At 42.9% G+C, this 13941-nt stretch carries 16 protein-coding genes; 9 read left to right on the top strand and 7 right to left on the bottom strand.

The window, feature by feature from the left end; all coding sequences use genetic code 11:
- The first annotated feature begins 131 nt into the window (after window positions 1–131).
- Window positions 132–701 carry a TetR/AcrR family transcriptional regulator gene (locus tag BCT11_RS15860; protein WP_102388718.1) on the top strand — a complete coding sequence of 190 codons (570 nt, stop codon included), beginning with the start codon at window positions 132–134 and terminating at the stop codon, window positions 699–701.
- Between the two features lie 74 nt (window positions 702–775).
- Entirely contained in the window at window positions 776–2137 is a 1362-nt protein-coding gene (locus BCT11_RS15855) for a tetratricopeptide repeat protein (RefSeq protein WP_102388717.1), read from the top strand.
- Window positions 2138–2216: 79 nt separating this feature from the next.
- On the opposite strand, the gene BCT11_RS15850 is transcribed toward BCT11_RS15855, so the two are convergent.
- The 3 genes from BCT11_RS15850 to BCT11_RS15840 are packed head-to-tail and all read right to left on the bottom strand — an operon-like array spanning window position 2217 to window position 4272.
- Window positions 2217–3047 carry a membrane protein gene (locus tag BCT11_RS15850; protein ID WP_039840737.1) on the bottom strand — a complete coding sequence of 277 codons (831 nt, stop codon included), beginning with the start codon at window positions 3045–3047 and terminating at the stop codon, window positions 2217–2219.
- Window positions 3047–3904 (bottom strand): ABC transporter ATP-binding protein, encoded by an 858-nt coding sequence (locus BCT11_RS15845; protein WP_102388715.1) that lies wholly within the window; start codon window positions 3902–3904, stop codon window positions 3047–3049. Before BCT11_RS15845 ends, BCT11_RS15850 begins: the two co-directional genes overlap by 1 nt.
- On the bottom strand, window positions 3901–4272 hold the full coding sequence (locus tag BCT11_RS15840; protein WP_050902345.1) for a GntR family transcriptional regulator: 372 nt from the start codon (window positions 4270–4272) through the stop codon (window positions 3901–3903). Before BCT11_RS15840 ends, BCT11_RS15845 begins: the two co-directional genes overlap by 4 nt.
- Window positions 4273–4719: 447 nt before the next feature.
- Between BCT11_RS15840 and gltS the strand changes: the two genes are divergently transcribed.
- A complete protein-coding gene (gene gltS, locus BCT11_RS15835) occupies window positions 4720–5946 on the top strand; it encodes a sodium/glutamate symporter (RefSeq protein WP_102388714.1) in 1227 nt (408 codons plus the stop codon).
- A 105-nt stretch (window positions 5947–6051) separates the two neighbouring features.
- Here the strand turns inward: gltS and BCT11_RS15830 are convergent, their stop codons facing one another.
- Entirely contained in the window at window positions 6052–6783 is a 732-nt protein-coding gene (locus BCT11_RS15830) for a hypothetical protein (RefSeq protein WP_102388713.1), read from the bottom strand.
- 32 nt (window positions 6784–6815) lie between these two features.
- Entirely contained in the window at window positions 6816–7721 is a 906-nt protein-coding gene (locus BCT11_RS15825) for a LysR family transcriptional regulator (protein ID WP_102388712.1), read from the bottom strand.
- Between the two features lie 119 nt (window positions 7722–7840).
- Between BCT11_RS15825 and BCT11_RS15820 the strand changes: the two genes are divergently transcribed.
- From BCT11_RS15820 to BCT11_RS15805, 4 genes are all read left to right on the top strand, one after another.
- Window positions 7841–8275 (top strand): carboxymuconolactone decarboxylase family protein, encoded by a 435-nt coding sequence (locus BCT11_RS15820; protein ID WP_045406490.1) that lies wholly within the window; start codon window positions 7841–7843, stop codon window positions 8273–8275.
- A 29-nt stretch (window positions 8276–8304) separates the two neighbouring features.
- Entirely contained in the window at window positions 8305–9327 is a 1023-nt protein-coding gene (locus tag BCT11_RS15815) for an LLM class flavin-dependent oxidoreductase (RefSeq protein ID WP_102388711.1), read from the top strand.
- Between the two features lie 79 nt (window positions 9328–9406).
- Window positions 9407–9637 (top strand): YgjV family protein, encoded by a 231-nt coding sequence (locus BCT11_RS15810; protein ID WP_102388710.1) that lies wholly within the window; start codon window positions 9407–9409, stop codon window positions 9635–9637.
- A 286-nt stretch (window positions 9638–9923) separates the two neighbouring features.
- The gene (locus BCT11_RS15805) at window positions 9924–10679 is read left to right on the top strand and encodes a hypothetical protein (RefSeq protein ID WP_102388709.1); all 756 of its coding nucleotides are present in this window, start codon (window positions 9924–9926) and stop codon (window positions 10677–10679) included.
- Window positions 10680–10730: 51 nt separating this feature from the next.
- Here the strand turns inward: BCT11_RS15805 and BCT11_RS15800 are convergent, their stop codons facing one another.
- Window positions 10731–11507 (bottom strand): hypothetical protein, encoded by a 777-nt coding sequence (locus BCT11_RS15800; protein WP_102388708.1) that lies wholly within the window; start codon window positions 11505–11507, stop codon window positions 10731–10733.
- Between the two features lie 542 nt (window positions 11508–12049).
- Here BCT11_RS15800 and BCT11_RS15790 point away from each other — a divergent pair.
- Together BCT11_RS15790 and BCT11_RS15785 are read left to right on the top strand one after the other, a co-directional pair.
- A complete protein-coding gene (locus tag BCT11_RS15790) occupies window positions 12050–12859 on the top strand; it encodes a helix-turn-helix domain-containing protein (protein WP_102388707.1) in 810 nt (269 codons plus the stop codon).
- Window positions 12860–13463: 604 nt separating this feature from the next.
- Window positions 13464–13856 (top strand): hypothetical protein, encoded by a 393-nt coding sequence (locus BCT11_RS15785; protein WP_241909024.1) that lies wholly within the window; start codon window positions 13464–13466, stop codon window positions 13854–13856.
- Here the strand turns inward: BCT11_RS15785 and BCT11_RS15780 are convergent.
- Window positions 13774–13941, bottom strand: a 168-nt coding sequence (locus BCT11_RS15780; protein ID WP_198593956.1) for a transposase, incomplete at its 5' end; no start/stop codon positions are given. The genes BCT11_RS15785 and BCT11_RS15780 overlap by 83 nt on opposite strands.

Below are 13941 nucleotides of genomic sequence, written 5' to 3'. Positions count from 1 at the left end.
TGCCTTTAATGTTGATTATCTACTGGTAGGTAGGTTAAGTCTTTTTTGAAAAAGAAACAATACCTATCAGTAGGTAGACAGGTTTGTGAGGGCATGCTATCTTTTGCAAAAATGTTTAAGGTGGAAGCCACATGAAAGAACTTAGCCCGACGGCTGCAAAGATTGCCGACCTTGCTGAAAGCTACATACAAAGCCGAGGTTTTAATGGTTTTAGCTTTCGCGACATCCAAAATGAGCTGGGTATTAAGACCGCGAGTATTCATTACCATTTTAAAACCAAGCAAGACTTGGCTGAAGCGGTGTTTGAACGCTATCTCGCAAACTACGAAGCGGCGTTAATTCAGATCGAGGGCCAACCAAGCAGTGCCGAGGAAAAAATTGAAGCGCTGGCTGATATTTTTATTGGCGTACGCGAGCAAGATAAGTTGTGTTTGTGTGGTATGTACGCTTCTGACTTTTACTCTTTGGCAGATGGCCTAGAAGGGCTGCTGTCGCGTTTTGTGCAAATGAATGAGCAATGGCTACAAAAAATCATTGATCAGGGTGTAGAGAACGGAGAGTTCGACTTACGAGTGGAATCAGCTCAAGTTGCAAGGCTAATCTTTGTTGCGCTGGAAGGCAGTATGTTACTTTCTCAGTTTAAAGATGCCGATTACATTCGCAGCGTGAAGGCGAGTTGTCTCGCACTCCTTAAACGCTAATATTTTTATAATACTGCCCGCGATAAGTGCGGGTATTATTTTAAATTCAACAACTATCTACTAGTAGGTATGCAATGGTTAAAGACAAAAGAACGCTAGAGATGAACGGCATTGATGCTGCAGGGGCAGAACAATTTGAACGGATTCTCGAAGATACGTTGACCTTTCTTCCCAGTGCAATGAGCGATCTCGATCAACTGCTACTGCTCTATCCGGACTTTATGATGGGATGGATTTTTAAGGCGTACAGCCATGCGAGTGATGGGCGTCGTTCTACTTTACCCATCGTGGCTAAAATGGTTACGCAGTTGGATCAGTTCGCGCAATCGGCCACCAAGCGTGAAGCGCTGCACATGCATGCGTTGAAACAATGGAGCCAAAGCAATCTGAAGGGGGCTCTGGATACATGGCAACATATTCTGAGTCTTTGGCCTTTGGATATCATTGCCTATCGCCAATTTACGGGGCAAACATTTTGGTTTGGCCAAAAGCAACGGGCACTGCACGTTTCTTTGCAAGTCTTACCCTATTGGGATGAGCTGACGCCAGGATATTGGATGTTTGCCGCCGCTCATGCCTTTGCACTCGAAGAGGCGGGGGAATATGAATTGGCAGAAGCGTTTGCGCGCCAGACGTTAGTGTTGAACCATCAAGACCTAATTGCCAAGCATACGATGGCTCATATTTTTGAGATGCAAGGCGAGGCGAAAGAGGGCATCGAGTTCTTACAAGGTCATGCGAATACGTTTTCAAATCACAATGCGTTTCGCGGCCATCTTTGGTGGCACCTTGCGTTGTTCCATCTTGAGCAAGGCAATATTGATGGCGCCTTGGTTTTGTTTGATCAGTACATCTACCCTGCAGAGTCTTCGATATACCTTGATATCCAAAACGCAGCTTCGTTATTGGCTCGCTTGGAGTTAATGGGAGCTGATGTTGGAGAACGTTGGCATCGATTGAGTGCCGGAGCACTAGAGATTTCTGCCGACAGCACTATCATGTTTACTGAAATTCACAATGCCATGGTGTTAGCGAAAACCGATCATCATGACCAGTTAGATGCCAATATAACGCAAATTATCAGTTCGCCACTACAAACTCAGGAAGTGGAGTTTATGACAGGCAGCAAGTTAATGCAGGCCATCAAGGCGTACCACAGTTCGAACTACCGTCATTGCATTGAGTTGATTAACCAGGTGAGAGATTTGCACAGCAAGCTGGGGGGAAGTCACGCGCAGCAAGACGTCATTTCACAATACCTGCTGATGGCCCATGCGCATATACAACAGTGGGACCAAGTGGCGTGTCTGTTGAAAAATCGCTATATCGCAAGAGCACAAGCGCTGCCAGCAGAACAGATAAAGCGAAAGTTGGCTCAGTTCGATGAAGTGAAAAACATCGACGCTCTGCTGCCTAGTTTAGTCAAAGTGGTTTAGCACAAATGCTGCTTGGGCGCGGAAATAAAAAAGCGAGGACAGTACCTCGCTTTTGATGGGTTTATTTTGCCTGTGTTTGCTAGTTCACGGTGCGGCTGAATTTGATGCTCGCTGTCCAAGCAAGTACGCCGATGAAAGCGTAAATCCCAACGTTCATCCAACCTGCATCTGGAATCGCGCTGAATGGGTTTGGCGCAAGAATCGCATGCAGTGGTAGATAGAAAATCGCTGAGAAGAAATCATCCAGACCATAGTAGTTGAACATCGCAATCGGCATCCAGCGCAGTGCGTAAATACCAATCAAGATGACCAACAAGGGGGAGTTCACTTTCTGTGAGATTGCCATTGCGGTTAGTGCGAGCGGCAATAGCAACACGCCAGCCACTACCATTCGAAGCAAGAATTCAACCCAGTTCAGCAGTACGAAGCCCAGTGATGCTTGTCGATACAATAACGCCAACTGGTGGTCCGTTGAGACATTCAACATCCACAGCATAAAGTCCGCAGCGAAAACCAATACCGAACACACTAACGGAATCACCAATAAACCAAACGTCAGCTTCACCAGATGGGTTTTCACGTCACTGACAGGCATACTGCGCCAAAACATGATACTGCCCTCTGAGCGCTCTTTACGCAGCGTTCTTGGGAAGTATTGAGTGCCAAGCAGGATAGACAATAAACCAATGCCACCTGTGATCAGCATGTTGACGTCATCGCCTAGTTCTTTGTGGATGTCACTGACATCACCGCCAAAGCTCATTTGGAAGAACATATTGTGTTGCAGTGTCGAGCTACTCATCAAGCTGACAAACAGCAGCACACCACAGGCAAACATAAATAACGGCACGCGTGTAACCAATGGGTTCTCTAGCCATTCTTTACGCAACATCGCGACAATCGATTTCATTATGCTGCCTCCTTCTGCAATGCCAAGAACAGATCCGCAAGCTTGACGCTATACACATCACCCAGCCCAGCGACTTGCTCTGCGTATTGGGACGACAGCAACCATTTAGTCGTGCCTAAGCCTTTTTGCGATGACAGTGGTTTCAGCGCTTCGATTTGTGCGCGATGCTCATCACTGGCATCGAGAATGAAGTAATCTTCGCTGATGCTGTCCATTGAGGTTTGCAGAACAGGTCGACCGTGTTTAAGGATCAGCACGTCCGTCAGTAGGTGTTCGATTTCCGATACTTCATGGCTTGCTATTATCAGCACACGCTCGCCATCATGGAACCATTCCAGCAAGTGACGGTAGAAGGTATCGCGATAAACCAAATCCAAGCCAAGCGTTGGCTCGTCCAGAATCAGAATCTGCGTATTGGTCGCGATGACGACAGCCAAGTGCAATTGCACCTTCATGCCTTTCGATAGGGATTTGATGCGTGCACGCGGCTTGATGTCGGTTTGACGAAGCATGGTATCGGCTTTGCTGCGATTAAAACCTGGGTGTACGCCCTCGGTGTAATCGAGCAGCTGAGCAACCGTCATCCAGTTTGGTAGAACGTTCACATCCGAGATGTAAGACAAGCTCTGCATGATTTTGTCGCGTTGCATGATTGGCTCAAAGCCGTTGATGCGAATGGTGCCCTGATATTCGTGTGCACCGAGTAGGGCGTTAATGAGAGTCGATTTACCCGCACCGTTATGACCTAGCAAGCCAAGCACCTGACCCGCTTGTAGATCAAAGCTCACGTCATGCAGCGCTTCACCCTGCTGACGATATTGCTTGGAGACGTGTTTTACACTGACTAATGCGCTCATTGGTCACCTTCAATATGTGTTTGGATTTGTTGGATAAATTCATCAAGAGACATATCCAGACGTTGTAGTGTGTCGGCGATCTGCGGAATTTGTTGTTCAAGGAAACGGGCTTTTTCATCAGCAAGCAGCTGTTTTTTTGCACCTTGGGCGACAAACATGCCTTGCCCACGTTTCTTCTCAACCAATCCTTCATCAACCAATAACTGATAGCCCTTCATGACCGTCAGGTGGTTGATCTTCATGTCCGTAGAGACACTGCGTACCGAAGGCAAAGCTTCGCCCTCTTGCCAGATGCCTTGCAATATTTGCTGGGTGATCTGGTCAGCCAACTGACGGAAAATCGGTTGGCGATCATGCCAATGCGTCATGATTGGTTTCCTTGGCTGAGTTGGTGTTATATATATGTATAACACCTTAGCGATGGGATAGAAAGCGCCAATCTTCTTGCGCTGTTTTCTCAATCACTTTTGTTGACGAAAATTCGACAAAGTTTGCACCAGAGTTTCACGCAAAATTTGCACGCAATCGCATACGTTTTTGCCCCTAAAAACTGGCAAAAAATTGTTCACTTCTCATAAGTTGAGAAGAGCCAAAAAAACGAGAAAATTGCGCCACAAAACTTGGTGAAAAAGTGTGTTTTTTCACTGAGTGAGAATTGGGTGAATATCCGAGTTGTTGCTTTCTTATTTAATGAGAATTTAGTGGGTTTGGACCCTAGAAAACCACACGTTCAGTAGGCACTCTGACCTGCCTAAATACCGCTCAACCTGCGAGTTGTTACTCAAAGGATGAGAAAAAGGAGGCAAAGAGGTTTTATGAATCAGGTCATTTCTGTCGGTCCACAAGAATCGTTTCTCGTCGCTATTTGTGTGTTGTTCTTGGGACAATTCGTTAACGCTAAATTACCGATCTTAAAGAAATTCAATATTCCCGAGCCAATTGTGGGTGGTTTGATTGTCGCATGTGCGATCACCGCGATGCACTTCAATGGCGTGGATTTAGTTTTCGATTTACCGCTGCAAAACACTTTCATGTTGATGTTCTTCGCTACCGTTGGCTTAGCAGCGAACTACACCCAGTTGATTAAAGGTGGCGCTAAGGTATTTATCTTTTTAGCTGTAGCATCGGTGTACATTCTTATCCAAAACGCGGTCGGTGTATCTTTGGCAACCGCACTCGGCTTAGACCCGCTAATAGGCTTGATTGCAGGCTCGATTACGCTGTCTGGCGGTCACGGTACAGGCGCAGCATGGTCGCAAACCTTCCAAGACATGTACGGCTTACACAACGTACTAGAAGTGGCAATGGCATCCGCTACCTTTGGATTGGTGATTGGTGGCATCATCGGCAGCCCAGTAGCGCAGCGATTGATTGATAAACGTAACCTTGAATCTGAATACGGACGCACCAACCAAACTCACGAACGTTTTCCTGAATTGGTGACCTACAACGAGCACGAAGAAGACCGCGTAACCGCGAAGAAAGTGGTCGAGAGTTTATCGATCATTCTATTGTGTGTTACTGGTGCCGATTACTTAGAAGGCTGGGTGAGCAGCTTTGGCATCAAATGGTTGATGATTCCGGACTTTGTTTACGCGCTGTTTATCGGTGTGGTGATCACCAACATCATGGAAGTGACCAAAGTACGCAAAGTGGATGTTGAGACGGTCGATATTCTTGGTACGGTTTCGCTGTCTCTGTTCCTAGCGATGGCGCTAATGAGCCTAAAACTGTGGAACATCTTCGACTTAGCAATCCCGTTCCTCATCATTTTGGCGGTGCAATCGGTGATTCTAGCGGTTTTTGCTTACTACGTGACATTCCGCGTGATGGGCAGCAACTACGATGCAGCAGTCATCGCAAGTGGTCACTGTGGCTTTGGTCTGGGCGCAACCCCAACCGCAGTAATGAACATGGGCTCTATCGTTAACCGCTTCGGTCCATCACCACAAGCCTTTATGGTGGTGCCTATTGTTGGCGCGTTCTTTATCGACATCGTCAACCTAGTGATTCTGCAAGGCTGTATTTCTTTTATCAAGTAACCAGAGAAATACTACATATAGAAAAAAGGTCACACTCAAACGATGACCTTTTTTATAGAGCTTATCTTGATGAAGATAAGTAAAAAGAGAGCAAAATGTGCGCCTTTAATATGGGCTAAATTCATATTTAAAATGGCTCATCATTTGGTTCCAGTCTAGCTCTACCTGTTGACGATTATTACGATTTCGAGATGTATACCCATGGAAACCTGTATGAGATTGGGCAAATACATAGCAAAAGTTCCCATTTTGAGATAATAGAAGAAATGGCGCCTTAATAGCGTTGTCCAAACGTTTATGACGAACACCGCCTGCGGCTATTGAGAGAGCATTGAATACATTAAGCCCTAAACAGATAACAAGTCGAGGTGATATTATCTCTATTTGCGGTAAAGCATACTGTTCGGCGCAGAAAAGTAAGTTTTGCCAAGTCATCGCCGCAGACAACGAACCTTGTTTGATAAATGGGTTCAGGTTGGTCGCGAAAGTATCACAAAGTCTTAAATTAAGATGATGCGTTAATAGGCGGTCTAGTCTTTGAGATGTAGGTAGTTTGGGATCTAAACCTAACAAAGCTAACTCCGGTCGAAATTTTTTGGAAAGGTACTCTTTCGATGCCCAATCTTGTAGTAATACCATCACATCGGCATTTAGGTTTGCTGCTGACTTAGTGTAAGGGGAGACCCACTCGCTTTCGTAGGCGCCGAAGTAGAAGTCTCGAACTGAATAGGCGTCATGTGGTGTATTTTGTTTGCGCTTCAGTGCGATTTTAGCAAGATGGTAACGTTTTTTTCGCTCACTCAGTAGAGCAGGCACAGCAATGCGAATACTCTTCATTATATTCCTATTTGCGAGACTGATAATTTTATTCAAGAATTCTGAGGTTTATTGAGTTCAGAAACTAAAAAGTCTAACCATGCCCTTAGGTGAGGTTTAGGGTATTCAAGACCTTTATAAATGGCATATATTTCACCGCTCCCCCTCTCTGAAGAACTTGTTATCCATTCAGGCAGTATCTCTACTAATTGTTTGTTTTTTAAGTAAGGCTCTACCATCCATGTCGACAACAACAGGACACCAGAGCCACTCAATGCTGCACTGAGTAATGGTGAGCCTCCTTTAGATACCAAATTGCCATTAACGGCAACTCGCTTACTTTCTGTACCATTAGAAAAATAGAAGCTGTGCCTTTTTCGCCCATGACTAATGAGTAGGCAGTTATGCTCTTGAATATCTTCTGGCTCTTGTATGGGAGAGTGAGATGCCAAGTATTCAGGTGTTGCGACTAAAGACGTGAGGTTGGGCATCAAGCGTCGGGCTTTTAGACCGCTGTCCTGAGGAGTACCTATACGAATCGCAACATCAACGTTCTCACTATTCAAATCTACTACTTTGTTGTCTAGGTCAATTTCAACAGTGACTTTAGGATACATCGCGAGAAATCGCGGCAAAATAGGTGCTAATACTAAGTTACCAAAGCTTTCAAACACCGATATACGTAACATACCTTGAGGCTCTGCTCGGTCTCCTTTCATTTCGGATATTAGCTTATTTGTGTCAAATAGAATCTTCGTAGATTGCTGATAAAAATATTCACCATCCTCTGTAAGAGACAAGCTTCTTGTACTTCTCCTGAATAGGGTTGATTGCAGCGTATGCTCCAGATTATCTATAGATCTAGATATTGATGACGGTGCCATATTGAGCACCTGTCCGGCCTTTGAAAAGCTTCCAGACTCAACTACCTGAACCAGTATTCTAATTTGATTTAGCATTTTTTACCTTTGCGTTTTTTGCAAAACTGAACTCATTACGCTGTGCATTCTTTATTTAGATATTTTAGCTCACAATCTGCTTTGTCGATGAGACACATAAACTAAGAATAGGCAAGATTATGAACACTAGAATTGATATAGCAGAAATTCAACCAAAAGCAGTTAAAGCTATGCTTGGTATAGAAAATTATCTATCAAACACTCAACTTTCTGCAAATTTAAAAGAACTGATTAAACTGAGAGCTTCAATGATTAATCAATGTGCATACTGTATTGAAATGCATAGTAAGGAAGCGCTCAAAGTTGGAATTGAACAACAAAAGATTTTTGCGCTATCAGCATGGAAAGAGTCCCCTCGCTTCGATGATAAAGAGCGATCGCTTTTACAACTGGTTGATGAAATGACATTGATTCACCATAAAGGCGTATCTGAATTAACCTATCAAATGTGCATAGAAAGCTTAGGTGAACAACAAACAGCAGAAGCTATGATGCAGGTGATTATGATCAACGCTTGGAACCGTTTTGCGCTAGCAACAAAAATGCATCATTAATCTCAACTCTCAAACCTAGAGGCGTCACCATGAAACTATCTCTTTGTTTACATACTGAAAGGGCAGATGTAGAAACGAGTTATGAAACTGCTTATCAACACTTTGTTGCACTTTGCAAACAAGGAGATCATGGTGGTTTTCATACAATTTGGACAGGGGAGCATCATGCAATGGATTTCGCTATTTCTCCCAATCCATTACTTACGATTGCCGCATTATCTGACCAGATTCAACATGCTCGTCTTGGAACGGCAACGATTGTGGCGCCATTTTGGCATCCTATTCGACTCGCAGGCGAGGTAGCGCTTACAGATCAGATAACTCAAGGGCGGTTAGAAGTTGGTCTCTCTAAAGGAGCATTCCAATATGAATACGATCGACTTGCTCAAGGGATAAGCAGTGAACAAGCCTCTGAAATGTTGTGCGAACATGTGACTACATTGCGTGGCTTGTGGAATGGAAATTACACCCACCAGGGAAAAAATTGGTCATTCCCAAGTACGTCCATAATACCTCAGACCTCAAAGGGTACTAGTGTCCCAATTTGGATTGCTGCGCAGAGTCCTGAGACTGTTAAATTTGCAATTGAGCAAAAATGCAATGTTCAGATGACACCGCTATGGCACGGTATGAAAAAGGTAAAGGATAGTGTAGCTATATTCAATGATGCGAAAAAGGAATCACCTCGTAACACTAAACTAATGCTGCTGCAGCATGCTTATATCGTTGAAAGTGAGCAGGAAAAAGCAACTATACGTCGGCATTTTATTCGATATTACAGTGAATTCTTCGCATGGTTTAACCAATCTAATTCGGTCTGTAAGGGGCGATTAGAAGGTGAGTTAAGTGTACCTGTTGGTTGTTCATTAGAGGAACTCGAAGATAGCTTACTTGTTGGTACTGTAGATGAAATTCTCGAGGTGCTGAAACAATATCAGGACTTAGGCATCGATGAGTTCGCATTATGGTTGGCGAATGGTTTAAGCTATGAACAGAACAGTCATTGCTTAAAGTTATTTACTGATCATGTATTACCTCATTTCGAAAATTAGTGCTGTTAGCCTCACGTCAACACGCTGTGACCTAGTTTTGGGTGGTTAGGCGTTTCTATATTTTATCTGAGAGAAAACGATGAATGTAGTCGAAATTACTGGGTATGCTGCTTCAACGATAGTGGCGTTATCTCTAACAATGAAAAATATTGTAAGTTTAAGAGTCTTGAATCTTATAGGTTGCTCCTTATTTGCCATTTATGGTGTGATGATTAGTGCATGGCCAGTGACGGTTACTAATAGCTTCATTACTTGTATAAATGTCTATTATCTTTGGAAAATACAAAGGAATGGCATCCATAACCTGTGATTTGATGATCGCAGTTGGCGAAGTGCAGCCTGAATTAAGTAATCAGCAATACTCCACAAAACAAAAGCCAGTCCCGAGAGACTGGCTTTTTTGATCTGACGTACTTCTTCTCCTGAATGAGTTGCGGTGCAGGGCTTCTCTCCTTTAGATTCTCAAGCAAGTTACAGTGAAAAACCGTCAACTTCCGGTATGAGACCCAAATAAAAAATGAGTGTGCTAGGGTGCAGAGTCACCATTAAGTTTGTTTGTTAAGGATATCAACCTCTTGTAGGTCTTTAGGAGATTTATGGGCCTCTTAAAACGTATTTTGGGACACTCGTGCGAGAACACGCATTATCAAGTCAACCGTGTCCAATCACACTATGTTTCTATACCTTGTGAAGCTTATTGTAAAACGACGGATGCCTGTCTGATTCACCTCTACAGGGATAAACATCAACGTTTGGCAGATCGCTTCATCAACCGCTCTACTTTTTATTACTCGGATAACGAAGATCCCAATGAACTTGTGACTTTATTGGACCTTGCTTGGCGTGGTTTATGCCCAAAGGCTAAAGTGCCAGCGGTGAGAAAGGCCATCTATGAAAAACAGCAGGAAGTACTTGAGAGCCTTCAAGGCATGGACAGCTACATCTTGCTGGCCGGTTCATGGTTGGGTGTGGAAGTCAGTAATTTCAAACGCAATGTGCAAACCAAGCATCAAGAAATGATAGAAGATCGCTTGTTGATATTTGGCGAGGAAGCGGAGGCGTTCCCTATTACGGAGGAATATGGCAGTGAGCTATATTTTTATAAGTACCAACTGCTGCTGGATATCACGATTAGGGCAAATGAACTTAACGTAAAAAACGTCGTCGCTCGGTGTACTTTCCGCTGGTTTGACGCGATATTAGCGGGTATTTTTCTGGGTAGCATGGAGCGAGAGGTGATTGAGGAAATCCTTGATATGCACAATTACCATCAGAACGTGCTTAATCAGATTTTTGAACTGGCGGGAATCGGTTCTCTAGAGCAGTTTCTTTTAAACGTTAAGCCAGCGTAGAAGTATGATAAGCGTATCAACCGTGGGTAGGATGATACGCTTTCACAAGTTCTAGCCTTTTCGATGCAATTTCTCATAGGTTGCAAAGCTAAAAGCGCAAGCTGAGGAGATCAGATCTTGCTTGATGATGGTGACGGCATTGGCATCAGTGTTGGCGTAGTGCTTAGTAAAATGGACTTCTAGCGTACCCTTGTCTCGATACCCACTCATTACCGGCTTTATCGATATCTCTTGGTTGAGTCCTTCCGCTTCGTTGGGCTCGCCTAAGCTGAGCACTTTCCCCACATATAACCTTCTATCTGATAGCGTTAACATGACCATTTTGTCCCCTTTTTCTAACGCTGATTTAAAGAGAAAGTCATCCAGTGAGCTGTCGGAAAAGACTCTCGCATTCAGTCGCTCTTTTGGGCTAAACGTCATGTAGCGAATGCAATATTTGATGTAGGCGAGCAGAGACCAAAATACAGGCACGAGCAACATCGAAAACGTAATCAGGGTCACCCAGGTGAGATTAATTACCTCTTGATTGGTAAAGGCATCAAGTTCGTAGAGTAGGTTCGATGTAAACTCATAAGGCGTTTGTGCCAACAATGCGTCAGGCAACCATTTTATCGGAGCGACATGTACGATGGCTGCGAAAAAATACGCGTAGCGATTAATGAGCAAGACTAAGCCTAAGGCGATAAACAAACATATCATGCCTAAGTTTGCGCTTTTTAAGTACAGGTACTGTCCTTCATAACGGTGCACCTTGTATCGATAGAACGGATGGATATGACAAACCAAAAAACCACTTACCAAGATTGGTAAGATTAGCAACAAAAACAACTATTTCTCCTCAACGAGTAACCGAGCTCTTTCATAAATATTGTTCGTCATTAGGTCTTGATGAACCTCTTTGGCAGATATAAACACGGTCCCCCTGCCAACGACTTTTAATGATGTGTAAGAATGATTGATCTTTCTTGAAAGGTGTCGCTCTTCTTTCGTTCCCCAAAGACCGAAAGTAAAAAATCGAATAATTCGCTCCATAATTCCTTCGAAAATAGTGGTATATCTCAGGTGATTTAAAAAATACAAACAGAAACCCAGATAGTGTACCAACCTAGCTGTGTTATATCGAATGAGCGAATAATTAAATGGTTGTTATTATTAGGTGTTAAATAACAAGGGTAGGGTTTTCTGTCTGTTTTATGTAATAAACAGACGCTTATCATGTTAACTGCGTTTTTTTACCAGAAAATAAACCAATAAATACGAAATGTAGAAATACCATCATATTATTTTGAAAATATCTCATTGATTATGGCTCATGATGTTTTCAGTGGGAGGAGTGATACTCTCAGAAAAAAGCATCAGGTTATTCGCATATGTTTTTCCATCAAGTTCAATCAAAGAAAGTCACACTGAAGCCCTATCGTTCGAAAAGGAGCCTACTCGTTCGGATCTCCAATTACCAAGGGTTCATCGCCATCAATGGAAACGAACTGTCATTGTTTAACAATAGCTTATTGGTTATCCCGGAAGGGGCGATGGTTGAGTGCGATCTGCTTAGGCAGGGGGATGAGAGCTCATTTGAGGTAGTGACTCTCAACAAGACTGACATCAAAAAGATGAAGGTGAAGCTCGAAAAGCTTAATGACCTCATCTTAAACAAAAACAAGAATGAGTCATTTATTCTGTATAAGAGTAAAGAGCTGTGCGAAATTTTTTACTCAAATAGACAACTTAATAATTGCCAAAAGCTGAAAAGCATTAAAAATATCGCACTGAAGCAGAGTATCTTTCACTTGGTATTACTGCTGTATAAAAAAGGTGTGGATGTCAGCATATTGTTTAACAGTGATTATCACATATCGTTGTCTTCTCGTTTAGCCAAGCTGTTTATGTCTGAACCAACGAAGAAGTGGACGTTAGACTTGGCGGCGAGTTGTATGTTTACCAGCCCTTCTACGTTACGGAGAAACCTCTCGAAGGAAGGGGGAGCCTTCTCGCACATTCTCAATGATGTAAGGTTAGGTATCTCCATCAACTACTTAACGTTCACGTCATACAATGTTTTAAAAATCAGTGAACTCAGTGGCTTCAATAGCTCGGCGTACTTTTGTACGATCTTTAAGAAGAAGTATGGTGTAACGCCTCAGGAATTCAGAAAAAACTCCAAAGAAAACAATGTCTAAAGATGATGGTTATATGGTGGCTCAGCGTTAGTTTGAGAACTGAGACCTAAAAAAGTAGATGGCATGGGTTAGTAAATCTTTATCCATGGAAGATAGAGTATCGTCATTTTTCTTGAGCAGAATGTCGAGTGAATTGATGAGTCCATTGCTCATGATGGAGCTTAATGGCAAACAAAACTTCGAGAGATATAAATCAGTGGTGGTTTTGTATAACTTGACATAAACCGTTGTTAAACATGATGTAATTTGAATCTTTTCACTGCAATTGCTCAAGGGGGATGAAAAGTCTGTGTTTATATAGCAGTTACTCGACATCGAATAACTAGGTAATAGAGGGATCTTTTTAGGCAGAAACATAAAGTTATAAATATTAATTTAGATGGTTCTTTATCAGTTGTTTATATCAATGTAACGGAACGATAAGAATAAGTCATTGCGCTATCTGCCTATTGTGTTTTGATGTTTCTTCCTAATAAATAGCATGATTTATATTTTTGCTCATATTGTATCTGTCATTGATTAAACCTTATATATCAATTGAATTTAATTGGGAAAATTGAATAAATAATAAAGTTGTTGGTAAGAATAAATGAACTGATTTTTAATGATTAGCTATAAACCAGTGTTTCTCGTTTTGGGATTCCTGTTATCTAAACTCGCATTGTTTATGTATATCCCATTTTTGATGGCTGTAGTGACAGGGACTCAAGGGGCGTTAGATTTTGGTTTATCAGCAATCATTACCCATATCGGGGGATTGGTGTGTGTGGCGATTGGCGGAAAAACGTCACTCGCTCTCAAAGTAAAAGATGCGTTTTTGATCACCACGCTAGTCTGGGTTCTAGGCAGCGCGTTTGCGTCACTTCCCTTTGTGTTCATTAATGAAATTAGCTTCACCAACGCTTTTTTTTGGTTCATCGCGGCTTTCCGGGGAAAGCCGCTTTTATCTTTAAGAAGAAGTAATCGGTGTCTCGATAGCCATATCCCATCCGCTTGATTAACTTTATCTTGTTATTTATCCCTTCAAGCGTACAGGTATTCAGCGGGTAGTTTGCTGAAGCAGTAATCCCATGAAGATATGG

It is taken from the genome of Vibrio sp. 10N.222.52.B12 (genome assembly GCF_002875385.1).
GTDB lineage: Bacteria > Pseudomonadota > Gammaproteobacteria > Enterobacterales > Vibrionaceae > Vibrio > Vibrio jasicida.
This window is presented reverse-complemented; position numbering and strand designations above follow the sequence as displayed.